We start from the raw sequence: 21,873 nt of genomic DNA, 5'->3' as shown, positions 1-21,873 counted from the left end.
TGCGAAGCCGTGACCCGCCGCGTAACGTTCCTAATATGGCGGGTTACGCTGACGCTCACCCGCCGTCCACACGCTGCCGCGCTGACCCGTCATGTCCGATCTGACCGTTCCGTGCGCGGCGCAACAGGGTTAGCATCCTTGCTTCCCGCCAGACGGGACCCAGGAAAATCTCAGGGAGGCCGCCATGAAGCAAGGACAGCCGGTCAAGGATGCCAGCCATCTCTACGAAGTCGAGCGCCGCGCCCAGCACGCCGCCCGCCCCGGCTTTCGCATCACTGAGTTGCAACTCTCGCCGACGCAGAAGGTGCCGTGGCACAGCCACAGCAATATCTCCGACACCTTCTACGTTCTGGAAGGCCAGATGCGGCTGTTCCTGCAGGAGCCCAAGGAGGAAGTGAATTTGAAGCCCGGCGAGGTCTATGCCGTCAGGCCGACCCGCCCTCACCTCGTGACCAATGCCGGCACCACGTCGCTCACCTTCCTGATCCTGCAAGGCGTCGGCGAATACGATTACGTGCCGCTGGCGGCGAGCTAGGTTCGCGCGCTGCATCCCATCGTCATTGCGAGGAGCGAAGCGACGACTTGTCCGCCGAAGCCTCGGCCAAGGCGGAAGCAATCCATCGCTCCGCCCCGCCGTCATACCCCGCGCATGCGGGGTATCCAGTACGCTGCGGCCTCTCGGATCAATCACTGCGGCCTCTGGAATACTGGATCGCCCGCTTTCGCGGGCGATGACAGTCGTTGAGATATGGCTTCGCGTTCCCGCGGCACGATGTGTCCGAGCTTTTGCCGTTCGTTTCGCCCCCTCTTGAGCAGAGGGCGCAGGGAAAGCCGGGCGCCGATCGCACCCATGGGTCCCGTGCAAATGGAAAGCACGGGAGGTAGGACCACAGGTGAAACCGGAGCAATCCCGGCTTTCCCTGCGCGATGGGTTACGGCTTACTTCGTGCTCTCCCCGGCGAGACTTGGCTTTTTTGTCACCGTCTTCGCAAACACGCTTTCGCGTGCCTAGCGAAGAGACACCTGCCACTGGGGCGTCGGAACCACACGACTTCACCGTCCGCCTCATGCGCACTCGTCAGTTGCGCACTTAGCGTCCACCGCATCCCACACCGCGTTCGTGACGATCGCGATCCGCCCCTCATCGGGTGAGACGGGCGGAGTCGTAGTGCTGAGTTGCCCGACGACGGAAGCAGAATTTTGCCCGTCGGGTTATTTTGTCGCAGGCCACCCCGCGCCTCGCCCATCGACACGCCCCTGCTCAATCCGTCCAGCGCGGCACAATGGCGGTCATACTTTGCTCAAAGACCGGATAGACAATCCAACCAAAAGAAGAAGGCGGGCTGGGGGCGCCTTGCGTGGATCAAGCAACCAGAGGAGACAACCATGGCAACACAGGTGAAGCCGGTTCCCGAGGGATTCCACACCATCACCCCCTACCTCGTCGTCGATGGCGCGGAGAAAATCATCCGCTTCATGAAAGAGGCGTTCGGAGCGCAACCGGTATTCGAGCCGATGATGCGCCCCGACGGCAAGATCATGCATGCGGAGTTCAAAATAGGAAACTCCATCGTGATGATTGCCGACTCCTCGGAGCGTGCACAGGCTACGTCCACCATGCTGTATCTCTACGTGCCCAACGTCGATGCGGTCTATCAGATGGCGCTCAAGGCCGGCGCCACATCGTTGATGGAACCCGCGGACCAATTCTATGGGGACCGCAGCGGCGGCGTGAAGGACCCGGCCGGCAACCACTGGCACATCGGCACACACATCGAGGACGTGCCGCCGACCGAACTCAAGAAGCGCGCGGCGAACTTCATGAAGCAACAACACAAGGCGGCCTAGGCGAAGGCGTGGCCGTCGCAGGGGCGGATTATCAGCCGCGTAGCCCGCATGAGCGGAGCGATATGCGGGTGAGTTCTGCTGCGCTGATGGAGCGCCCCCGGATGTCGCCGCGCTCATCCGGGCTACGCCTCGACGAGAGCTGGCACGTCACATCAGCTTGAGCGGCGCATCGTGAACCACGCGCAGGTCGATGCTGCCGATCAGGCGCGCACGGCGCGCCTCGGCTGAGCTGAGCGCGCCTTCCGTCTGTCGCAACGTGCTGACATTCGATCCAAGCGACACGATCCCGCCGAGCACCAGCGCAATCGCTCCGAGCGCGGCGGCCGGGCTGTCGCCAAGCAGGCCCAGTAGCGCGACGACCAGCAACACGAGCCCGCCTGCGATCGCCACCTTCGAACCCAGAATGATCCGCCGGCATCGTTCGGCGATCTCGGCAAGGTCCTCGATCAGCTCTTCGAGCTCTGAAATCTCGTCGGTCGGCTCGTCTTCGGTCATCATGCTCAAGCTCGTAGGGCGGCTTAGGCGAAGCCGTAACCCGCCGCAGATCGCTTGGAGCGAAGGTGGTGGGTTACGCTTCGCTAACCCACCTACAACAGCTCACAACGGCAAATTGTCGTGCTTCTTCGCCGGGATTTCCACCTTCTTGTCCTTCAGCATCGCGAGCGCGCGGGCGATCCGGCGGCGGGTCGAATGCGGCATGATGACGTCGTCGATGTAGCCGCGCTCGGCGGCGATGAAGGGGGACAGGAAGCGGTCTTCGTATTCCTTGGTTCGCGCCGCGATCTTGTCGGGATCGCCGATGTCGGAACGGAAGATGATCTCCACGGCGCCCTTGGCGCCCATCACGGCGATCTGCGCGGTCGGCCAGGCGTAGTTCATGTCGGCGCCGATTTCCTTCGACGCCATGACGTCGAAGGCGCCGCCATAGGCTTTGCGGGTGATGATGGTGACGAGCGGCACCGTGCACTGCGAATAGGCGAACAAGAGCTTCGCGCCGTGCTTGATCAGGCCGCCATATTCTTGGCTCGTGCCCGGCAGGAAGCCCGGCACGTCGACGAAGGTGACGATCGGGATGTTGAAGGCATCGCAGAAGCGGACGAAGCGCGCCGCCTTTCTTGACGCATCGCTGTCGAGCACGCCGGCCAGCACCATCGGCTGGTTGGCGACGAAGCCGACGGTGCGCCCCGCGATGCGGCCGAAGCCGGTGACAATGTTCTTGGCGAAGGCCTCCGAGATCTCGAAGAAATCGCCCTCGTCGACGACCTTCAGGATCAGCTCCTTCATGTCGTAGGGCTTGTTCGGATTGTCGGGGATCAGCGTGTCGAGCGAATCGTCGACCCGCTCGATGGAGTCGAAGCTCGGCCATTCCGGCACGCCGTCGGAGTTGTTCGACGGCAGGAAGTCGATCAGCCGGCGCATCTGCAACAGAGCATCGACATCGTTCTCGAACGCGCCGTCGGCGATCGAGGAGCGCGTGGCGTGCACCGAGGCGCCGCCGAGCTCCTCGGCAGTCACCACCTCGTTGGTGACGGTCTTCACCACGTCCGGACCGGTGACGAACATGTAGCTCGTGTTCTTCACCATGAAGATGAAGTCGGTCATCGCGGGCGAATAGACGTCGCCGCCGGCGCAGGGGCCCATGATGACCGAGATCTGCGGGATCACGCCCGAGGCGATGACGTTGCGGCGGAACACGTAGGAATAGCCCGCGAGCGCGGCGACGCCCTCCTGGATGCGCGCGCCGCCGGCGTCGTAGAGGCCGATGATCGGCGCCCTCGCCTTCATCGCCATGTCTTGCAGCTTGGTGATCTTCAGCGCATGGGTTTCCGACAGCGAGCCGCCGAACACGGTGAAGTCCTTGGCGAAGACGAAGGTCTTGCGGCCGTTGACCGTGCCCCAGCCGGTGACGACGCCGTCGCCGGGGATCCTGGTCTTCTCCATGCCGAATTCGATCGAGCGGTGCTCGACGAACATGTCGAATTCCTCGAAGGACCCCTTGTCCAGCAAAAGCTCGATACGCTCGCGCGCGGTCAGCTTGCCGCGGGCGTGCTGCGCCTCGATGCGCTTCTCACCGCCGCCAAGCTTGGCGCCCGCGCGCCGTTCTTCGAGGGTATCGAGGATATCTTTCATCTGCTTCCGCCCGTATTAGCTACTGGACCACCGTTTGAGGGATGGCGCCGACGTATTGTCTTGATGCGAACCGGTTCCCACTTCGCCCGAAAACGCTTTAGCACGGCGTTTTCGTAACCGGAAACCGCCTTGTGGGCGGGTTGGGGCGCAAAAACGGTAGGATTTTCCGATATCTGGGGAGATGGCAATGACCGAAACGACCGTGGCCGAGACCGGCGCACCGACCGGCGGGGTGCGTACCCTGCTCCGGCTGGAGGGCCTGGTGCTGTTCCTGGGCATGACCGTGCTCTATGCGCAATGGGAGGGGTCGTGGCTGGTCTATATCCTGCTCTTCCTGGTGCCGGACCTAAGCTTTGCCGCCTACCTCGCCGGCCCCCGGATCGGCGCCCTCGTCTACAATGCCGCCCATGCCTATCTGGCGCCGGTGGCGCTGATGACGCTCGGCTTCGCCAGCGCCGAGCCGCTGGTGCTCTCGATCGCGATGATCTGGCTCGCCCATATCGGGATCGACCGCGCGCTCGGCTACGGGCTGAAATATTCCAGGGGCTTCGGCTTCACCCATCTCGGGCGGATCGGGAAAGCACAGGAGCCGGCTTAGCGCGCAATCCGTTCCTCGCTTCGTCATGCCCGGCCTTGGGCTAGCCTTGGGCTGGGCCATGACGGCGCAACCTTGAAATCCCGACGCTGTCGGCCGGTCGTCAGCTTGGCAAGGCCTCGTATTCGACCCGGCAAATTGACAGCCTGCCCTGCGATTGGTCTAGTTGCCGCCATTTGCGAAACCCTTGGGTGAGCCGATGCTGACAGACTGGCGCCTGGCCGCGACCGCCATCCTCCTTTGCTGCGCCGTCCTGTTCACCTGCATCGAGACCAGCGCGCAACAGATCCCGAAGGAGATCGCCGCCCGCACCGAGATCTACGCCATCCCCTCGCTCACCATCTCCGACCGGCAATTCCTGACCGGCGACAGCAACGGCAAGCACGTCACGGTCGGCGGCGAATTGCGGATCGCGCAAGGCGCCGGCCGGCTGCCGGTGGTGGTGCTGATGCACGGCTCGAGCGGCGTCGGCAGCGGGATGGACGCCTGGGTGCGCCAGTTCAACGGCATGGGAATCTCGACCTTCGTGATCGACGGCTTCTCCGGCCGCGGCCTGACTGCGACCGGGCCGAACCAGGCACTGCTCGGCCGGCTCAATCTGATCGTCGACATCTACCGTTCGCTGGAGATCCTGGCGAAGCATCCGCGGGTCGATCCCGACAGAATCGCGCTGATGGGATTTTCGCGCGGCGGACAGGCGGCGCTCTATGCGAGCCTCGACCGCTTCAAGAAGCTCTGGAACAAGTCCGGCGTGCAGTTCGCGGCCTATATTCCGTTCTATCCGGATTGCTCGACGAGCTACGCAACCGACACCGAGGTCGCGGCGCGCCCGATCCGGATCTTCCACGGCACGCCGGACGACTATAATCCCGTCGCGAGCTGCAAGGCCTATGTCGCGCGCCTCAAGGAAGCCAAGCGCGACGTGGTGCTGACCGAGTATCCGGATTCCGCGCACGGCTTCGATTCCGGCCTGATCGGCAACAACACCGTGGTGGAAGCAACCGCCTCGCAGACCGTGCGCCACTGCACCATCAAGGAAGGCGAAGGCGGCGTGCTGATGAACGCGGCGACGCAGGCGCCGTTCAGCTACAAGGACGCCTGCGTCGAGCTCGGCCCGCATGTCGGCGGCAATCCGACCACCGCGATCGAGGCGCGCAAGGCGGTGAGCGACTTCCTGCGCACGCTGTTTGGGCTGGGCTGACAGAGCCGAGCATGATCCCCTTATCCTGAGGAGCCGCGAAGCGGCGTCTCGAAGGATGTAGGCCCGTGCATGGCCTCATGGTTCGCCTGGCGATGCGCAGCATCGTCCAGAGACGCGCGCTCCGCGCTCCTTACCGTGAGGATTAAGCACTGCTGTCAGGCGAACCGGCGCGCGAAGACGACGCAGGCGACGACGAGCGCGGTCGCCGCGATCATGGTCCACGGCACCTGCTCGTGCAGCAGCAAGCCGGCCAGCGCGAGGCCGAAGAAGGGCTGCAGCAGCTGCAACTGGCCGACGCTGGCGATGCCGCCGAGCGCGAGCCCGCGATACCAGAATACGAAGCCGACCAGCATGCTGAAGATCGAGACATAGGCGAGCCCGAGCCAGGCCGGGACGCCGATCCCGTCCCAGCTCGCCGGCAGCGTGGCGATCGTCAGCGCGAGCACCGGCGGCGCGGACAGCACCAGTGCCCACGAGATCACCTGCCAGCCGCCGAGCCGGCGCGACAGCGTTGCGCCTTCGGCGTAACCGAGACCGCAGACGATGATCGCGGCAACCATCAGGAGATCGCCGGTCAGCGAGGCCGCTCCGCCGTTCGAGATCGCGAACGCCGCGACCGTGGCGCTGCCGAGGCAGGAGAACAGCCAGAACAGCGGCTTCGGCCGCTCGCCGCCGCGCAGCACGCCGAAGATCGCGGTCGAGAGCGGCAGCAGGCCGATGAAGACGATCGAATGCGCCGAGGTGATGTGCTGAAGCGCGAGCGCCGTCAGCAGCGGAAAGCCGAGCACGACGCCGAGCGCGGTGATCGTCAGCGACACCAGGTCCTGGCGCTTCGGCCACGGCTGCCGCAACACCGCCAGCAGCGCAGCCCCCAGCACCGCCGCGATCAGGGCGCGCGCCGCGGTCAGGAACAGCGGTGAAAAGCCTGCGACCGCAACTCGCGTCGCCGGCAGCGAGCCGCTGAAGATGACCACGCCCAGCAGGCCGCTGCCCCAGCCGTCGAGCGATGCCCTGCTGATCGCCTCGCCCGACGCCACTCTCGAATCGGTCATCGTACCTCGCTTTTGCGCGTGGAGAGACATGGTCGGACCGCGAGCACGCTGGCCCCCTCTCCCGCTTGCGGGGGAGGGTTGGGGTGGGGGTATCTCCACGACGAAGGTTCTTGGTAATGGAAAGAGCCCCCACCCGCACCGCATCTTCGATGCGATGCGACCTCCCCCGCAAGCGGGAGAGGTGCAGCGAGCCTGCCGCCAGATTCATTCAACCGAATCTCATCCTGCTCTTTGCAGCGAGAATAGCCGCTTCGGGCTGGCCAAGGCAGCTACGGATCAGTACAATATTGCCGAACTGTATGGGCGAAGGTAGGCATACACTTGCAGCAGCCCTCCGAGCACAGCAAGACCACGCGGACCGCCGACGTGATGAACGCGATCCGCGCCAGGGTGGCAAGCCGCACGCTGGTCGCCGACGACCGGCTGCCCTCGATCAGAAGCTTCGCGGCGAGCATGGGCGTCTCGCCCTCCACCGTGGTCGAAGCCTATGACCGGCTGGTGGCCGAGGGCCTGATCCGGGCCAGGCCCGGCTCCGGCTTCTACGTCTCGGCCACCGCGCTGCCGCCGCTGGCGCTGGCCAAGGACCAGCCGCAGCGCGACCGCGCCGTCGATCCGTTCTGGGTGTCGCGGCAGTCGCTCGATACCGATGGCGCCACGCTGAAGCCGGGCTGCGGCTGGCTGCCGGCCCACTGGATGCCGACCGAGGCGCTGCGCCGCGCCTTGCGCGGCCTGGCGCGGGCCGAAGACGCCGCACTCTCGGACTATGGCGCCACGCGCGGCTCGCTCACGCTGCGCCGGATCCTGATGGCGCGCTTCGCCGACGAAGGACTGGAGCTGCCGCCCGAGCAATTGCTGCTGACCGCCTCCGGCACGCAGGCGATCGATTTGGTCTGCCGCTTCCTGCTGCGCCCGGGCGACACCGTGCTGGTCGACGATCCCTGCTACTTCAATTTCCGTGCCCTGCTCCGCGCGCATCAGGTGAAGATCGTCAGCGTGCCCTACACCGCTTCGGGCCCCGATGTCGCGCGCTTCGAGGCCGTGCTGGAGGCCGAGCGGCCGCGGCTCTACGTCACCAATTCGGCGCTGCATAATCCGACCGGCGCGACGCTGTCGCCGCAGACCGCGCATCGGCTGTTGAACGCCGCCGCGACATACGACCTGACGATCGTCGAGGACGACATCTTCGCCGATTTCGAGCCCGAACCCTCGGCGCGGCTGGCCGCGCTCGACGGGCTCAACCGCGTGATCCGGATCGGAAGTTTCTCCAAGACGCTGTCGGCCTCGGTGCGCTGCGGCTACATTGCCGCGCGGCCGGACTGGATCGAGGACCTCGTCGACCTCCAGGTCGCCACCGGGTTCGGCGGCCCGAGCGCGGTGGCAACCGAGATCATCGCGAGCGTGCTCGCCAGCGGCTTCTATCGCAAGCATGTCGAGGAGCTGCGGCGACGCCTGGCGCGCGCCCGCCGCGACGTCGGCGACAGACTGCAGCGCCTTGGCATTGCGCCATGGCTGATGCCGCGCGGCGGCTTCTATCTCTGGTGCCGCCTGCCCGCAGGCTGCGACTCAGCCGACGTGGCGCGCGCGGCGCTGGCCGACAACGTCGTGCTCGCGCCGGGCAATGTATTCAGCGCCTCGCAATCGGCCGCCGGCTTCATGCGCTTCAACGTCGCGCAATGCCGCGATCCGAAGGTGATGTCGGCGCTGCAGCGGGCGATCCGGCACTAGTGGGCCGACGCAGTTCGCTTCATCGTGGGTCGTGGAACCGGCCAGCTTCATGCATGTGCGTGGCAAGAACCTTTGGAACCCTGCTGCGTTGATGGGCATCAACCGCTAGAGGAGGCCAAGATGTCTCGATCCACACTCGCGAGGAGCAGCCTCGTGCTGCTGTCGCTCGGCCTGTTCGCTCCGCCTTTGCAGGCCGCGCCCGCCTCGCCTTTCCTCGCCATGGCCGGCTCATGGTCAGGCGGCGGCACCCTGACCACGTCGGACGGAATGCAGGAACGGCTGCGCTGCCGGGCGAGATACGATGTCGCCGGGACCGGCGCCGAGCTCAGCCTGTCGCTCAGATGTGCGAGCCCGAGCTACAATTTCGATCTGGCCAGCAATGTTGAATATCGCGGTGGCGCCATCTCCGGTGCATGGACGGAAGCGAGCCGCAATGCATCCGGAACGATTTCCGGACGAGCGATCGGCGATCACGTCGAAGCCGCCGCGCGCGGCAACAATTTCTCCGCCAATTTGTCGCTGACGACGCGCGGCGGTCGGCAATCCGTATCGATCCGACCGGACCCGAGCAGCAATGTGAGAGCGGTTTCGCTCTCGCTCACGCGGCGCTAGCGCCAAGCCCTACGCACTTCGGAACGTGATGACGTTGTTCGGAACGTCATCACGTCCCCGCTACCACCCCTCTCTCGCGGGCCTTTGAACGGGTCTTGCTTGCCTGGTGGCACGGTCTCCTCCGCCATCGCGAACATGATGGCAGGTCAGCCCGTCAGATCGCGACGATATCGGTGAGGCATTGCTGCGTCACCGACATCCGCGCGTCGATTTGCGCCTGCGTCTTGCAGTCCATGTTCATCGCGAACACGGTCACCATGTCGCCCTTCTCGACCCAACCGACCAGCCAGCCGAGCGAGCCGTGCGCCTTGTCGGTCAAGCCGGTCTTGGCGCGGATGACGGCGTCGCCGACCCTGGTCACCGGCAGGATGTCGCGCACCAGCTCCTGGCTGCGCTTCGACACCGGCAGCACGCCGCGGCGCAGCCGGTCGAGGAAGTCGACCTGCTGGATCGGATCGATCCGCAAATTTCCCGACACCCAGAACTGGTCGATGCCGCCGCTGATGTCGCGATTGCCGTAGTCGAGCATCTCGACATACGTCTTCATCCGCTCCTCGCCGATCCGGCGCGCGATCTCCTGATAGACCGGGAATGCCGACACCGCGATCGCCGAACGCAGCGTGTGATCCCTGTTCCAGGCTTCGATGCTGCGCGTCACGCCGTCCCACTTGAACACGTCCTTGTCGGGGTCCTGCACCACGCCGGTCTCGAGCGCGATCAGCGAGTTCGGGATCTTGAAGGTCGAGGCCGGCAGCTTGCCTTCACCCGAGCGAACCTTGTCGCTCGCGATGATCAGGTAGTCGTCGACCTTGTAGCCGACGAAGGTGCCTTCGGTACCGAGATCGAAGAACCGCCGTGCGAGATCCTCACGAAACTCGCTGCGCTGGTAGGACACGTTGGCGAAGCTGCGAGACGGCAAAATGCTCGCTGTGGCGAACAAACCGAGCGCATGGCGGCGATTGATCACGGCAGGTCCTGGACCGGTTCTTGAGGCAGACAACGATGGTTGATGCCATCGTGGTGAAAGGATGGCAACAAGGCTCTCCCCTTGACGCGCCGCCGTCACGCGAACCAGGTTCCTCACTTCGCTCGACAACACTCTTGCTAGCGCACCCGGCCCGACAGGCGCAGCACGAAGATCAGGACCTCGGCGACCGCCTTGTAGAGTTCCTCCGGGATTTCATCGCCGAGCTCGACATTGGAGAGCGCGCCGGCGAGCACCTCGTTCTCCTCGATCGGGATGTCGTGGGCCTTGGCGACCTCGATGATCCTGGCGCCGATCGCGCCTTTGCCCTTGGCGACGACGCGGGGCGCGCCGGAGCGATCGTAATGCAGGGCGACCGCGAGCTGGGACTTGGTCTCGCTCATAGCGCGCGGTCCAGGAAATGCCCGGCGCGCGCGGGCGTTGCTTGCGGCGGCGCGCCGTCGCGGATCTCGATCTCGCCGGGCGTGAGCTCGGCTCTGGCGAGTGCCTGGCTCAACTCGGTGGCGCCATCGCGCAACTGTGCGGCGGTTAGCGGCCGCTCTGCCCACATCCGCACCGATGTGGTGTCGCCGCTCAGCGAGACCAGCGCGTGCACCGGACCCGCCGGCTCGATGTCGAGTGTGAAGCGCGCCCGCCAGGCCCGCTTGGTCGCCTCAATGGCCTCGCCGCCGCCGTCACGGGAAATCTCGAATTGCGCCATCGCCGTGCCCTGAGCGGTAAGGAACGGGATCTCGAAATTCCAGCGTGGCGTCATCGCGTCGATCTGCGGGCGCAGGGCGTCGCCCCCATCCGGCAGCGAGGCGACCTGCAGCAGTGTCTGCCGCGCCAGCGCGGCATCGGTGTTTTCCATGAGGCGATGCGCGACGGTCGACAGCGGCGCATCCGGCGCGATCGACGGCTCTGCCATGGCCTGCGCGACCGGAAGCGCGCCGCGAAACGGCGGCGGCGGCGTGTTGGTGCGCGCAACGTCGCCGGTCGGCATGTCCTGCGGTCCGGCGCCGTGCCGCACTGGGCCGTCAAGTTCGTGCAAGGCTTCCTGAAGCAGGTTGAGCGCGCCGCCCGGCGACGGTCCGCCGTCGAGCGCATCGGCCAGCGCGCCGACAAGGCTCGCGCCGCCAGACGTGAGATCCTCCGCGACCGGCACGCGCGCCTGCGGCAGCAGGATCTCGATGACCTCGAGATCGGGCATGGCCGGTGGCGCAAGGCCCGGTGCTGCGCCGAGGTTCGGCAGCGGCGCCTCCTGAGGCAACGGCGCGGATGCGGGGCGGGCAGCATCGGCAGTCCCGAGCGACGACTGCAGCGTCTGGCGCAGCACGATCAGCGCGGCCTTCAGGTCAGGCACGGTGCCGGCCGGCGGCGCAGCGCGCGAGGCCAGCGAGGCCTCGAACAGCACGCCGGATTTCTGGAATGCGGCCTTGACGGCATCGCCGCTGAGATTGTCGTCAAGGTTGGTCTGCTGTGCCAACACCTGTGCGACGGCGGCCTGCAGCTTCGGCGGCAAATTGGCCGACGCGATCGCGGCAAGATTGGCAAACAGCGGCCCCTGGCTGCCCTGTGCGGTTGCGGCGCTCTGCATGGCTGCGGTGACGGCAACACGCTCGAGCGGCGTCAGCACAGGCTGCGACGCGGTCGTATTCACAGGGGAAGCGTCGCCGACGCCGGCCATCGCCGCTGGCGACAGTTTCACCGCATCGCCCGGTGTGCCGGTCGCGCCCCCACCCGACCCCACCAGTTGCAGGCGGACGCCATCCTGGGTGTTCAAGACCGCAAGCTGCAGGTTCTGGCCCTGCTGCAACGGGACTTCGGTCTGGACGTCGATCGCGAGACTCGCGATCGCAATCCGCACCAGATCGGCGGACAGTATCTTCAACACCTCCGCGTTGACCACACTGCCCGCCTGCAGGGTGAGATCCGGCGCAATGCTCCCCGCCTGGGGCGCGAGCACCGGCAGCACGGGATTGATTGTGATTGCCATATGGGGGTCTCGGCCGGCCGGTAAGATCGTGCGGCAGGCTAGCCGAGCGTCCTAAACCCCTCGTTAACCGACGGGCGACGCCAGAGCCCGGAGGATGCCGGCCGCGGCCTTGAAATCGACCAGCCGGGCGGCGCGGCGCGCGGCGACCTCCTCGTCGACGCCCCACTTCTCGATGTTCCAGTCTTCATCGACATGGGCGGCGGCCCAGACCTGGTCCTCGTCGCGAAAGCCATGCGCCAGCGCCAGCGCCAGCAGCGCCGAGCCCGTCAGCGTCGTCACGACGTGAACGGCGGCGACCGACCATGGATCCGCCGGAAACGCAGCCCGCGCCGCCGCGATCGCGGCCTCGGGCTGGCCGACATGCATGATCCCCTCGGCCAGGATGAAATGGGCCCCGAGCGTGTCGGCGGCCCAGAACAGGACCGGGTCCCAATGCGCCGCCTCGCGCGCCACCAGCGCCTCGGGATGGCCGGCCCGATAGAACAGCATGTCGCTGCCGAGAAATTTCGCGGCGTCCTCGGACACCTCATCGACGCGATCGATCACTCCCTCGACGACGCTGTTGGCAAAGCGCGTCAGCGGCATGGTCAGGGGGTCGATGGTCTCGCCTTGCGCATTCCACTCCGCCGCGATCGTGTCGGCGATCGCGCGCGACGGCACAACGATCGGCTTGCCCGAGGGCGAGCGGATCGACCGGTCGTCGAGTGTGACTGAAAATCCGCCGTCGGCCTCCGCGACACCGGCGCTCTTGTAGAAGCGCTTGCGCTGGGGGGCGCGGGTTTGACGCCGCACCGCCTCCTGCGGATCGATCGGGGATTGTCCTGCAACTTCGTCGAAGAGTTCGCGCATCGCGCCGGCCGGCTTTCGTTCCGAGGGATTTGCCCGCAAGATATGTCAGGGACACCGGCAAATAAAGCTGATGGGACTCGCCAAAATCCTCGCACCTCCAAAATCCTCGCACCTCTTGGCCTCGTCGCGGCCAGTCTGCGAGCCGTCTCGGCTGACGCCGGGTTCCGCTCACTGGAATCGCTGATCCGAAAATTGGAACAAGGGTCTCCGTCGCGAATTTGCTCCGCATGCCCCGCTATTTCTTCGATTATCGCGACGCGACCGGCGTCATCCGGGATGACGTCGGAGAAGACCTGCCCGGCGTCGATGTGGCGCGGGAGCTGGCCTTGGTCGCTCTTGGCGATGCCGCTCGCGATTTCACTCGACAGGGCCGCGAAGATCGCCTGACGATTGAGATCAGGGATGGCGAGCATGTCGTCGCTGGTGCAACCGTAACGGTCGCCACCAGTTGGTGGAGTTGACGGATGTTCGGGCGTCATGCCGGTCTTCGATGATAACTGGAGCGTCACCATTGGATTGAATGACATCGGGATCGCGCTCTTGTCGACACTCGAGCATATGCACCAAAAGTTAGTGGCCCGCTTGCACGCCGGCGTTGGCATTTCAGATCAGGACCGTACCGCACTGGAAGCCCTTCCTCACACGATCAGAACATTGAACGATCGCGAATGCCTGCTCAAGGAAGGGGATGCGGCGGTTCGCTGCGCTGTCCTGATGAACGGCTTTCTGTATCGTCGGAAGATCATTGGCGATCGCGGTCAGATTCTGTCGCTGCACGTCCCGGGCGACATGCCCGATTTGATGACGTTGTATCTGCCGGTGATGGATCATGACCTCTGCAGTGCGGGACCGAGCACTGTCGGCATGGTGACGCATGCGTCGCTGAGAGCCCTGCTCGACAAGTCCCCGACCCTCATGCATGCGTTTTGGCGCGAGACCTTGATCGACGCGGCGATTTTTCGCCAATGGGTCGGAAGCCTCGGCTCGCGCGATGCAATCCAACGGATCGGCCACCTCTTCTGCGAGATCGCGACGCGACTTGAGTTCGTCGGATTGCTCAATGAGAACAGCTTTTCATTTCCGCTGATACAGGCAGAGCTTGCCGCCGCCTGCGGACTCTCGACCGTGCACACCAACCGCACCCTGCAGGCGCTCAGGCAGCGCAAGCTGCTGGAGTGGCAGGGACACACCGTCGTGCTTCCACGGCGCAGCGAGCTTGAAGCTCTGGCGGAATTCAATCCCGACTATTTGCAGCCAAGGGCGGTATCTGCCTGACGGCAGCTTCGACACGCTCTTGATCGAGAATTCGTGTTCGAGATATTGCCGGCGCCAGACGCGCCCCCCGGTCTCGGCCAGGCAGATTCCGAGCAACTCGCTCGGCACTCTGGCGAGCGTCGGATACATCTGCGAATTGTTCCCTTCGCTGTTCGACTTGAAGCGCTTTGCAGGGCTTTGTCGCGAACACTTTGCGACAAATGTGTCGGGACGCGTTGCGCGTCCCGAAGTTCCGCTGCCGCGGCGGGATGCGCCGCTCAATCGAAGCGCCTGCCTTGTTCCATCGCGCCGCTAAGTAAGCGCGATTGTCCCAATCGTCAGAGCGCAATTCAATCAAAGAGAAAGTCATCAGCAAAGGATTTCCACCGTGGGTGCGCGAGTGTACGATTGCAGCCTGCGAATGCGAGCCTGTCGCTCGTCCAAGCAACTGGCTCGTGGTGGCCGCATCACTCAAAGAGCGAGGTTGATCATGGAAGCGCACGCGAGTGACGGGCAGCTTCTGCTGCTAAAGAAGCTTGGCGGGCTTGTCGCAATCATTCTTGGCTGCTTGCTGACGGCGGTCGGCGCGACATTCGAGTCCGCCGGGACATTTGTCATAGGACTCCTGCTCCTCGTGCTCGGAGCCGTCCTGCTCACACTCAAGATCGTAAGACGAAATCAGGACAGTCCGCTCGGATAAGCCGCCGTTTCCGCATGTTCGGATTGCCGTGAGTCCGGCGTCGCAGGCTGTCGGTATCGCTGCCCGATTGTTCGGCGATGACGTCGCGCTGACGCGGTCACGAGAGGTTCGCCAACAGCCGCAGCCGATACCTCTCGCGGTGCTCCGGCAAGGCCTGCTCATCAGCCCACGCTCTAATCGCCATTGGCGCAGGATCTCGCATAGGCGGCACGACCGACCTGGCTCAATCCGCCGCCGGAGGCGGCCTCGTCCATGCATCGGCTCATGCGGTCGCCAAACGACGCGCGCCCCCTGGAGCTGACGCTCGGCCGGGTGGGCAGAGCGTCCATTTTGGGGATTGCCGGCACCTCGATCTTGGGCGGCGGTGGAGGCCTGGGCGGTGGCGGATTGTAGATCGAGCCACCCGGTGGAATGGTCTGCGCAAACGCGCCCGTCGCCCCCACCATGCAGATCGCCGCACAAACCATGATCAACAAGCGTTTCATGACCAAGATGTCGTCCTTCTGCGGCAACGCTTCAAGTCATGGGTCGTATGCTCTGCTTTCACGGTTTCTGATAAATCACGTGACCGGCGCGGATGGTGTAGCTCACTTTCGCGAGATTGTGGACGTCGTTCAGGGGGTCGCCGTCGAGCACCACGACATCGGCGTCGAAACCCTGTTCCACCCGTCCCTTCTTCGCAGCCTTGAAATATCGCGCCGGATTTGACGTCAGCGACGCCAGGATCTGGCGCTCCGACAGCGCGCGGTGCATCAGCTCATATTCCTGCGTGGTGTCATAAAGCGTGGTGAAGCCGACATCGGTGCCGAACAGAACCGCGCCACCATTCTCGGAGAACTGCTCGAGCTGATTGACGGTTGCGGCGAGCAGGCGATTTGTCACGGCGGGATCGAGGACGACGGTGGTAAACAGCGACAGAGTCGGAATCAGTGCGATGCCCTGCGCCTTGAAATGCGCCAGCTGCTCCGCCGTATAGCTGCTTTCACTCGGGACGGTGTGCGCGAGCACGTCGACGCCGGCCGCGATCACCGTCTCGACGCCGATCCTGTTCTGCGGATGGGCAAACACCGGCTTGCCCTGCGCATGCGCCACGTCGACGGCGGCCTTGGCAACGGCCGGGTCCATGTTCACGACGGGCCTGTTTCCCTTGTACACACCGGTGAACAGCTTCACGCCGTCGAGATGGAGGTTCACGTAGGTGCGCGCCAGCTGCGACGCCTCGTCCGGCGTGGACGCCTCGGGTAGCTGCATCTCTGCCGGCAGATAGGCGGGATGGCCGTCCTTCGGGAAGATGCTGCCGGCGAGCAGGATGTTGGGACCCGCGACTTCGTTCGCGGTGATACGCCGGCGCAGCGCCAGCGTGTCCCTGGGATCCGAGCCGAGATCCCACACCGTCGTAAAGCCCCATCGGGTCAGCATCTGCTGCATATGCTCGGTCAATGGCGCCGCGGGTGCGGTGCCGGCATTGTGCCAGACGCCTTGCGTGAAATGGACGTGGCTGTTCCAGAAGCCTGCAACGATCGTCTTGCCGCTGCAATCGATCACGCGCGCATCCGCGGGCACCTGGATGTCGCCGGACTTGCCGACCGCGCTGATGACGCCGTCGGTCATCTCGATCACGGAATTGGGTAGCGGAGCTGCGTCGGGCGAGGCGTAAAGATTGCCGCCGCGGAGCACGACCGTTTCAGCGAGGGCCGTCGCGGTGATGGCGGCCGAGCCAAGAAGCCCGAGGAGCAGCGCCGTGCGGAGCCAGGTCCTGGTCATACACAACCCCTTTCGATCATGAACGCACGCCGGCCGATCCCGGCACACGGCACGGTAGCCGCGACGTTCGACACCGCTTTGATCGTTGTTGCTGTCGGCGAAGTTTATTCCGCGCCGGCGCCTGAGCGCCGGTCATTCCTCGGGCGCGTTCTCGATCGGGTCGAACCGGTCAGACTCGAGCCCAAGCAGATTCCAGGATTGCAGCATGTGCGGCGGCAGCGGTGCAGTCGCGTCGATCACGCCGCCGCGCGGGTGCGGAATCACGATGCGGCGGGCGAGCAGGTGCAGCCGGTTCTGCAGACCGCCGGGCAGCTCCCAATTCTCCTTGTTGAAATATTTGGGATCGCCGACGATCGCGTGATCGATATGCGCCATGTGCGCGCGCAATTGATGCGTCCGACCGGTCACCGGCTTCAGCGAGACCCAGGCGAGCTTCTGCGCCGAGGTCTCGACCACCGCATAATAGGTCACGGCATGGCTGGCGCCCTCGTCGCCATGCGCCGCGATCCGCATGATGGTGTCCTCCTCGCTCTCCTCCTTGGCGAGATAGGTCGAGATGCGGCCCTGCTTCGGTTTCGGCACGCCGGCGACCAGCGCCCAGTAGATCTTGCGCGCGGAGCGATGTCGGAAGGCGCCGGTCAGATGCGTCGCGGCAAACCGCGTTTTGGCGACCAAGAGGCAGCCCGATGTCTCCCGGTCGAGGCGATGCACCAGGCGCGGCTTCTGGCCCTTGGCATCGCGCATCACCTCCAGCATCTGGTCGACATGGCGCGTCATGCCGGAGCCACCCTGCACGGCGAGACCTGCCGGCTTGTTCAGCACCAGCACGTCGTCGTCCTCGTAGAGGGTCATCTCCTTCAGCGCCTGCAAGGTCCTGGTCTGGGCCTCGGACAGCACGCCCGCCGCCTTGGGCGCATCGAGCCGCAACGGCGGGATGCGGACGCTCTGCCCCTCCTCCAGCCGGTCCTTGGAATCGGCACGCTTGCCGTTGACCCTGAGCTCGCCTTTGCGGACGATGCGCTGGATGTGGGAGAACGACAGGCCCGGAAACCGCGCCTCGAGGAAGCGATCGATCCGCATGCCGTTCTCGTCCGCCGTCACCACGACGGTCTGCACCTTGGTCGGCAGCGGCCGCTCGCTCACAGCTTTCGCCGGTGTCGGGGCGACGGGCTCGCCCCGCTCCCGCCGCTCACGGCGCGGCTCGGCAAAACGCGCCGCCTTGCCGGGCGCGCGGTGCGCCGGCGGACGGTCGCTTGCCTTGCGCTCGTCCGGCTTGCGGCTGCGCTGCTCCGGCCCGCCCTTTGTCCGGTGCTTGGGGCGATCCTTGGCTTGATCCTTGGCTCGGTCCTTGGCGCGATCGCCCGGCGATATCGTTCTCTTGATGCGGCGGCTCATGGTGATTTTTCGGCTCCAGACCTGCATTGTGCGTAGCGCAAATGCCGCGAATCGTCACGGCGAAATCGGTGTAAATCCAGCGCGACATCGGCCGCCTTCGGCCGCACGCGGCAATCGACGGGGAAGCTTGCAATGAGACTGGCACTATCGGCCTTGGCGGCGGCGGCCGTGATGATCGCGGGCCCGGCGCTGGCGCAGAGCCCGATGCCGGACGATCTGGCCTGGAAGCTGCTGGAACTCGGCCGCGTCGGCGACTCGCCCAAGACAGCCGCGCTCTACGCGCCGCTGCAGCAGAAGGAGCCCTATCAGGGCGTCAAGGTGGAGCGCGACGTCAAATACGGTCCTGCCGACCGTCATTTGCTCGATGTGTTCACGCCGGATACGGCGTCGTCGCCTCGGCCGGTGCTGATCTTCATCCATGGCGGCGCCTTCGTCGCGGGCAACAAGCGCAATCCCGGCAGTCCGTTCTACGACAACATCATGCTGTGGGCGGTGAAGAACGGCTTTGTCGGCGTCAACGCGACCTACCGCCTGGCGCCCGCCTTCCCGTGGCCGGCCGGCCCTGAGGACATGGGCGCGATCGTGCAATGGGTCTCGGAGAAGATCGGCGAGCGCGGCGGCGATCCCGCGCGCATCTTCCTGATGGGCCATTCGGCCGGTGCGATCCATGTCGCGAGCTATGTTTCCCATCCCGAATTCCACAAGGTGAAGGGCGGCGGGCTTGCCGGCGCCATCATGGTGTCGGGCATCTATGACCTGACGGCCTCTCCGGTCGGCGATGCCGAGCTCGCCTATTACGGCTCCGACCCGTCGCGCTACGCCGAGCGCTCCTCACTGCAGGGCCTGGTCGCGAGCCCGATCCCGATGATGGTCGCCGCGGCCGAGCTCGACCCGCCGCGCTTTGTCGAGCAGTTCGAGCTGTTGAAGCAGGCCACCTGCAAGCGGCCGAGCGGCTGTGCACGCACCTTCATGCTGCCGCAGCACAGCCACGTGTCGGAGGTCTATTCAATCAACACATCGGACACGCGGCTGACCGACCAGATGCTGGACTTCGTGAAGAGCGGAAAGTGAGGCGCTATTTGCCGCCTCGCTCCTTGCGAAGCCTTTCCCAATAATCCAGCCGCTTGCGGATCTCGCGTTCGAAGCCGCGGTCCGGCGGATCGTAGAAGGTCTGGCGTCCCAACGCCTCCGGGAAATAGTCCTGACCGGAGAACGCATCGGGCATATCGTGATCGTATTGATAGCCGGAGCCGTAGCCTTCCGACTTCATCAGCTTCGTCGGCGAATTCAGGATGTGCTTCGGCGGCAGCAGCGAGCCGCCCTGCTTGGCGGTCTGCATCGCAGCCCCGAACGCGGTGTAGGCCGCGTTCGATTTCGGCGCGGTGGCGAGATAGATCACGGCCTGCGCGATCGCGAGCTCGCCCTCGGGCGAGCCGAGGAAGTCGTAGGCATCCTTGGCGGCGTTGCAGATCACCAGCGCCTGTGGATCGGCGAGCCCGATATCCTCCACCGCCATGCGCACCACCCGCCGCGCCAAGAACAGCGGGTCCTCGCCGGCATCGAACATGCGCGCAAGATAATACAGTGCCGCGTCCGGATCGGAGCCGCGCACCGACTTATGCAGCGCCGAGATCAGGTTGTAGTGACCGTCGGCCGACTTGTCGTAGATCGGCGCGCGGCGTTGCAGGATGTCCTGCAGCTGCGCCGCGTTGAACACCTCGCCCTTGCGCGCGGCGCGCCAGACCTCTTCGGCGAGCGTCAGCGAGGCGCGGCCGTCGCCATCGGCCATCCGCACCAGCACCGCACGCGCCTCGGCATCAAGCGGCAGCTTCCTGCCCTCGACCTTCTCGGCATTGGCGAACAGCTTTTCGATCGCGGCCGCGTCGAGCGAGTGAAACACCAGCACGCGGGCGCGCGACAGGAGCGCCGCGTTGAGCTCGAACGAGGGATTTTCCGTAGTGGCGCCGACCAGCACCACGGTGCCGTCCTCCATCACGGGCAGGAAGGAATCCTGTTGCGCGCGATTGAAGCGATGCACCTCGTCGACGAACAGGAGCGTGCCCTTGCCGGTCTCACGGCGGGCGCGCGCGGCATCAAACGCCTTCTTCAGATCAGCGACGCCGGAGAACACCGCCGAGATCTGCTCGAAATGCAGCTCAGTGGCGTCGGCCAACAGCCGCGCCACAGTGGTCTTGCCGGTGCCGGGCGGGCCCCAGAACACCAGCGAGCCCAGCGTGCGCGTCTCCAGCATGCGGGTCAGCGCGCCGTCGGGACCGAGAATGTGATCCTGGCCGACGACATCGGCAAGCGTCCGCGGGCGCAGACGGTCGGGGAGCGGATGCGGCGCATCCTGCTCCATCCCCGCCGCAGCGAACAGATTGGAAGCCTCGCGTGGTTGCTTCGGGCTCATCCGCCAAGCGTCACGTTGATCTGCTGGCCGGCGCGCACCAGCGTAATCCGCCAGATCCGCGTCCCCGTCTTCGATGCCCTCTCGAGATCGCTGGTCCGCGCGATCTTCTGGTTATTGACCGCGATGATGATGTCACCCTTCTGGAAGCCGACATTGGCCGCCGTGCCGTCATCGGCAAGTTCGGTCACCACGACACCCTCAGCTCCCGCGTCGAGATGCAGCTCGTCGGCCAGCGCTGGCGAGATGTTGGCGACCCTGGCGCCCTGGAACGGCGAGCGCGCGGTCAGCACGATCTCGTCACGGTTGGTGTCCGGCGCGGTCTCCAGCGGCACCGTCAGCTTCACCGGCTTGCCGCCGCGCTGCACGTCGATCTCCGCGCTGCCGCCAAGCGGCCGGGTGGCGAAGCGGTAGTCGAACGCATTGGGATCGTCGATCGGCGTGCCGTCGATCGCAACGATCAGGTCGGACAGCTTCAGCCCCGCCTTCGCCGCCGGGCTGTTCGGCGCGACGTTGGCAACCAGCGCGCCGGTCGGCAGCTTGAGCCCCAGCGTCTCGGCGATCTCTGGCGTCACCGCCTGCAGCCGCGCGCCGAGCCACGGCCGCTTCACCGCCTTGCCGCCGCTCTTGGCCGAGGCCACCACCACGCGCACCATGTTGGCGGGAATCGCAAAGCCGATGCCCTGCGAGCCGCCGGAGCGCGAGAAGATCGCGGTGTTGATGCCGGCGAGCCGGCCGGTCATGTCGACCAGCGCGCCGCCCGAATTGCCGGGATTGATCGCGGCATCGGTCTGGATGAAGAATTGATAATCCGTGATGCCGACCTGGGTGCGCGCCAGCGCCGAGATGATGCCGTGCGTGACGGTCTGGCCGACGCCGAACGGGTTGCCGATCGCGAGCACGACGTCTCCGACCTGCAACTGGTCGGAATTGGCGAAGTCGAGCGTCGCGAATTTCTCCTTGTTGGTGTCCTTCAGGCGCAGCACCGCGAGATCGGTGCGGCTGTCCTTCAGCACGATCTCGGCCTCGTATTCGCGCTTATCGGCGAGCGAGACCTTCACCTGGTCGGCGCCCTCGATCACGTGATTGTTTGTGACGACGAGACCGGACGCATCGACCATCACGCCAGAGCCGAGCGAGCGCTGCATCTGCTCGGGCTGCTGTCCCGGCACGCCGAAGAAGCGGCGGAAGATCGGATCGTCCAGGAGCGGATTGCGGTTCTGCACCATCTTGGCCGCGTAGACATTGACCACCGCCGGCTGCACCCGCTGCACGATCGGCGCGTAGGACAGCTGCAGCTCCGCCTGCGAGGACGGGACGCGACGGTCCTGCGCCGCGGCAGGGTCAAGGCTTGCCATGAAGGCCAGCGTGCACAGGACGG

General features: G+C 65.4%; 22 protein-coding genes. 10 read left to right on the top strand and 12 right to left on the bottom strand.

Going from position 1 to position 21,873, the window contains the following annotated elements; all coding sequences use genetic code 11:
• The first annotated feature begins 184 nt into the window (after window positions 1-184).
• Window positions 185-535 carry a cupin domain-containing protein gene (locus tag MTX19_RS16405; protein ID WP_280984429.1) on the top strand — a complete coding sequence of 117 codons (351 nt, stop codon included), beginning with the start codon at window positions 185-187 and terminating at the stop codon, window positions 533-535.
• Between the two features lie 851 nt (window positions 536-1,386).
• Entirely contained in the window at window positions 1,387-1,848 is a 462-nt protein-coding gene (locus MTX19_RS16400; RefSeq protein WP_280984428.1) for a VOC family protein, read from the top strand.
• Between the two features lie 147 nt (window positions 1,849-1,995).
• Here the strand turns inward: MTX19_RS16400 and MTX19_RS16395 are convergent, their stop codons facing one another.
• Both MTX19_RS16395 and MTX19_RS16390 read right to left on the bottom strand, forming a co-directional pair.
• Window positions 1,996-2,343, bottom strand: coding sequence for a hypothetical protein (locus MTX19_RS16395; protein WP_280984811.1), 348 nt, complete (start codon window positions 2,341-2,343; stop codon window positions 1,996-1,998).
• 102 nt (window positions 2,344-2,445) lie between these two features.
• Window positions 2,446-3,978, bottom strand: coding sequence for an acyl-CoA carboxylase subunit beta (locus MTX19_RS16390; protein ID WP_280984427.1), 1,533 nt, complete (start codon window positions 3,976-3,978; stop codon window positions 2,446-2,448).
• A gap of 187 nt (window positions 3,979-4,165) precedes the next feature.
• Between MTX19_RS16390 and MTX19_RS16385 the strand changes: the two genes are divergently transcribed.
• Both MTX19_RS16385 and MTX19_RS16380 read left to right on the top strand, forming a co-directional pair.
• Window positions 4,166-4,576 (top strand): DUF4260 domain-containing protein, encoded by a 411-nt coding sequence (locus tag MTX19_RS16385; RefSeq protein WP_280984426.1) that lies wholly within the window; start codon window positions 4,166-4,168, stop codon window positions 4,574-4,576.
• A gap of 196 nt (window positions 4,577-4,772) precedes the next feature.
• Window positions 4,773-5,774 (top strand): dienelactone hydrolase family protein, encoded by a 1,002-nt coding sequence (locus MTX19_RS16380; protein ID WP_280984425.1) that lies wholly within the window; start codon window positions 4,773-4,775, stop codon window positions 5,772-5,774.
• Between the two features lie 155 nt (window positions 5,775-5,929).
• On the opposite strand, the gene MTX19_RS16375 is transcribed toward MTX19_RS16380, so the two are convergent.
• Window positions 5,930-6,826, bottom strand: a complete 897-nt coding sequence (locus tag MTX19_RS16375; protein ID WP_280984424.1) for a DMT family transporter — start codon at window positions 6,824-6,826, stop codon at window positions 5,930-5,932.
• A 369-nt stretch (window positions 6,827-7,195) separates the two neighbouring features.
• Between MTX19_RS16375 and MTX19_RS16370 the strand changes: the two genes are divergently transcribed.
• Both MTX19_RS16370 and MTX19_RS16365 read left to right on the top strand, forming a co-directional pair.
• Window positions 7,196-8,551: a PLP-dependent aminotransferase family protein gene (locus MTX19_RS16370; RefSeq protein ID WP_280986132.1), complete on the top strand. Its 1,356-nt coding sequence runs from the start codon at window positions 7,196-7,198 to the stop codon at window positions 8,549-8,551.
• 120 nt (window positions 8,552-8,671) lie between these two features.
• Window positions 8,672-9,163 (top strand): hypothetical protein, encoded by a 492-nt coding sequence (locus tag MTX19_RS16365; protein WP_280984423.1) that lies wholly within the window; start codon window positions 8,672-8,674, stop codon window positions 9,161-9,163.
• A 154-nt stretch (window positions 9,164-9,317) separates the two neighbouring features.
• On the opposite strand, the gene blaOXA is transcribed toward MTX19_RS16365, so the two are convergent.
• The 4 genes from blaOXA to MTX19_RS16345 form a co-directional block, all read right to left on the bottom strand.
• Window positions 9,318-10,130: a class D beta-lactamase gene (gene blaOXA / locus MTX19_RS16360; RefSeq protein ID WP_280984422.1), complete on the bottom strand. Its 813-nt coding sequence runs from the start codon at window positions 10,128-10,130 to the stop codon at window positions 9,318-9,320.
• Between the two features lie 137 nt (window positions 10,131-10,267).
• Window positions 10,268-10,531, bottom strand: coding sequence for an EscU/YscU/HrcU family type III secretion system export apparatus switch protein (locus MTX19_RS16355; RefSeq protein WP_280977383.1), 264 nt, complete (start codon window positions 10,529-10,531; stop codon window positions 10,268-10,270).
• Window positions 10,528-12,123: a flagellar hook-length control protein FliK gene (locus tag MTX19_RS16350; protein ID WP_280984421.1), complete on the bottom strand. Its 1,596-nt coding sequence runs from the start codon at window positions 12,121-12,123 to the stop codon at window positions 10,528-10,530. Before MTX19_RS16350 ends, MTX19_RS16355 begins: the two co-directional genes overlap by 4 nt.
• 63 nt (window positions 12,124-12,186) lie before the next feature.
• Entirely contained in the window at window positions 12,187-12,972 is a 786-nt protein-coding gene (locus tag MTX19_RS16345; protein ID WP_280977381.1) for an ATP12 family protein, read from the bottom strand.
• Between the two features lie 227 nt (window positions 12,973-13,199).
• Here MTX19_RS16345 and MTX19_RS16340 point away from each other — a divergent pair, with 227 nt between their 5' ends.
• The 3 genes from MTX19_RS16340 to MTX19_RS16325 all read left to right on the top strand — a co-directional run bounded on the left by MTX19_RS16340 (window position 13,200) and on the right by MTX19_RS16325 (window position 14,926).
• Window positions 13,200-13,433, top strand: a complete 234-nt coding sequence (locus tag MTX19_RS16340) for a hypothetical protein (RefSeq protein WP_280977380.1) — start codon at window positions 13,200-13,202, stop codon at window positions 13,431-13,433.
• 16 nt (window positions 13,434-13,449) lie between these two features.
• Entirely contained in the window at window positions 13,450-14,247 is a 798-nt protein-coding gene (locus MTX19_RS16335; protein ID WP_280984420.1) for a Crp/Fnr family transcriptional regulator, read from the top strand.
• 469 nt (window positions 14,248-14,716) lie between these two features.
• Window positions 14,717-14,926, top strand: a complete 210-nt coding sequence (locus MTX19_RS16325; RefSeq protein ID WP_280984419.1) for a hypothetical protein — start codon at window positions 14,717-14,719, stop codon at window positions 14,924-14,926.
• Between the two features lie 173 nt (window positions 14,927-15,099).
• Here the strand turns inward: MTX19_RS16325 and MTX19_RS16320 are convergent, their stop codons facing one another.
• The 3 genes from MTX19_RS16320 to MTX19_RS16310 form a co-directional block, all read right to left on the bottom strand.
• On the bottom strand, window positions 15,100-15,411 hold the full coding sequence (locus tag MTX19_RS16320; protein WP_280984418.1) for a hypothetical protein: 312 nt from the start codon (window positions 15,409-15,411) through the stop codon (window positions 15,100-15,102).
• Between the two features lie 58 nt (window positions 15,412-15,469).
• Window positions 15,470-16,690 (bottom strand): amidohydrolase family protein, encoded by a 1,221-nt coding sequence (locus MTX19_RS16315; protein ID WP_280984417.1) that lies wholly within the window; start codon window positions 16,688-16,690, stop codon window positions 15,470-15,472.
• Window positions 16,691-16,822: 132 nt separating this feature from the next.
• The gene (locus MTX19_RS16310) at window positions 16,823-18,085 is read right to left on the bottom strand and encodes an RluA family pseudouridine synthase (RefSeq protein WP_280984416.1); all 1,263 of its coding nucleotides are present in this window, start codon (window positions 18,083-18,085) and stop codon (window positions 16,823-16,825) included.
• A 132-nt stretch (window positions 18,086-18,217) separates the two neighbouring features.
• Between MTX19_RS16310 and MTX19_RS16305 the strand changes: the two genes are divergently transcribed.
• Window positions 18,218-19,156, top strand: a complete 939-nt coding sequence (locus tag MTX19_RS16305) for an alpha/beta hydrolase (RefSeq protein WP_280984415.1) — start codon at window positions 18,218-18,220, stop codon at window positions 19,154-19,156.
• Between the two features lie 4 nt (window positions 19,157-19,160).
• Here MTX19_RS16305 and MTX19_RS16300 read toward each other — a convergent pair whose 3' ends face one another.
• Complete coding sequence (locus tag MTX19_RS16300; RefSeq protein WP_280984414.1) at window positions 19,161-20,495, bottom strand: replication-associated recombination protein A; 1,335 nt, start codon at window positions 20,493-20,495, stop codon at window positions 19,161-19,163.
• Window positions 20,492-21,850, bottom strand: a complete 1,359-nt coding sequence (locus MTX19_RS16295) for a DegQ family serine endoprotease (RefSeq protein WP_280984810.1) — start codon at window positions 21,848-21,850, stop codon at window positions 20,492-20,494. Before MTX19_RS16295 ends, MTX19_RS16300 begins: the two co-directional genes overlap by 4 nt.
• Window positions 21,851-21,873 lie beyond the last annotated feature (23 nt).

The sequence above is a fragment of the Bradyrhizobium sp. ISRA464 genome, assembly GCF_029910095.1.
In the GTDB taxonomy this organism is placed as follows: domain Bacteria; phylum Pseudomonadota; class Alphaproteobacteria; order Rhizobiales; family Xanthobacteraceae; genus Bradyrhizobium.
The sequence above is the reverse complement of the archived record's forward strand: the minus strand, read 5'-3'. Positions and strand labels throughout refer to the sequence as shown.

What these genes read in the sequence shown, in the direction of transcription:
- MTX19_RS16405 (WP_280984429.1), top strand. Translation starts at nt 185, where the DNA reads ATGAAGCAAGGACAGCCGGTCAAGGATGCCAGCCATCTCTACGAAGTC.
- MTX19_RS16400 (WP_280984428.1), top strand. Translation starts at nt 1,387, where the DNA reads ATGGCAACACAGGTGAAGCCGGTTCCCGAGGGATTCCACACCATCACC.
- MTX19_RS16395 (WP_280984811.1), bottom strand. Translation starts at nt 2,343, where the DNA reads ATGACCGAAGACGAGCCGACCGACGAGATTTCAGAGCTCGAAGAGCTG.
- MTX19_RS16390 (WP_280984427.1), bottom strand. Translation starts at nt 3,978, where the DNA reads ATGAAAGATATCCTCGATACCCTCGAAGAACGGCGCGCGGGCGCCAAG.
- MTX19_RS16385 (WP_280984426.1), top strand. Translation starts at nt 4,166, where the DNA reads ATGACCGAAACGACCGTGGCCGAGACCGGCGCACCGACCGGCGGGGTG.
- MTX19_RS16380 (WP_280984425.1), top strand. Translation starts at nt 4,773, where the DNA reads ATGCTGACAGACTGGCGCCTGGCCGCGACCGCCATCCTCCTTTGCTGC.
- MTX19_RS16375 (WP_280984424.1), bottom strand. Translation starts at nt 6,826, where the DNA reads ATGACCGATTCGAGAGTGGCGTCGGGCGAGGCGATCAGCAGGGCATCG.
- MTX19_RS16370 (WP_280986132.1), top strand. Translation starts at nt 7,196, where the DNA reads ATGAACGCGATCCGCGCCAGGGTGGCAAGCCGCACGCTGGTCGCCGAC.
- MTX19_RS16365 (WP_280984423.1), top strand. Translation starts at nt 8,672, where the DNA reads ATGTCTCGATCCACACTCGCGAGGAGCAGCCTCGTGCTGCTGTCGCTC.
- MTX19_RS16355 (WP_280977383.1), bottom strand. Translation starts at nt 10,531, where the DNA reads ATGAGCGAGACCAAGTCCCAGCTCGCGGTCGCCCTGCATTACGATCGC.
- MTX19_RS16350 (WP_280984421.1), bottom strand. Translation starts at nt 12,123, where the DNA reads ATGGCAATCACAATCAATCCCGTGCTGCCGGTGCTCGCGCCCCAGGCG.
- MTX19_RS16345 (WP_280977381.1), bottom strand. Translation starts at nt 12,972, where the DNA reads ATGCGCGAACTCTTCGACGAAGTTGCAGGACAATCCCCGATCGATCCG.
- MTX19_RS16340 (WP_280977380.1), top strand. Translation starts at nt 13,200, where the DNA reads ATGCCCCGCTATTTCTTCGATTATCGCGACGCGACCGGCGTCATCCGG.
- MTX19_RS16335 (WP_280984420.1), top strand. Translation starts at nt 13,450, where the DNA reads ATGCCGGTCTTCGATGATAACTGGAGCGTCACCATTGGATTGAATGAC.
- MTX19_RS16325 (WP_280984419.1), top strand. Translation starts at nt 14,717, where the DNA reads ATGGAAGCGCACGCGAGTGACGGGCAGCTTCTGCTGCTAAAGAAGCTT.
- MTX19_RS16320 (WP_280984418.1), bottom strand. Translation starts at nt 15,411, where the DNA reads ATGAAACGCTTGTTGATCATGGTTTGTGCGGCGATCTGCATGGTGGGG.
- MTX19_RS16315 (WP_280984417.1), bottom strand. Translation starts at nt 16,690, where the DNA reads ATGACCAGGACCTGGCTCCGCACGGCGCTGCTCCTCGGGCTTCTTGGC.
- MTX19_RS16310 (WP_280984416.1), bottom strand. Translation starts at nt 18,085, where the DNA reads ATGAGCCGCCGCATCAAGAGAACGATATCGCCGGGCGATCGCGCCAAG.
- MTX19_RS16305 (WP_280984415.1), top strand. Translation starts at nt 18,218, where the DNA reads ATGAGACTGGCACTATCGGCCTTGGCGGCGGCGGCCGTGATGATCGCG.
- MTX19_RS16300 (WP_280984414.1), bottom strand. Translation starts at nt 20,495, where the DNA reads ATGAGCCCGAAGCAACCACGCGAGGCTTCCAATCTGTTCGCTGCGGCG.
- MTX19_RS16295 (WP_280984810.1), bottom strand. Translation starts at nt 21,850, where the DNA reads ATGGCAAGCCTTGACCCTGCCGCGGCGCAGGACCGTCGCGTCCCGTCC.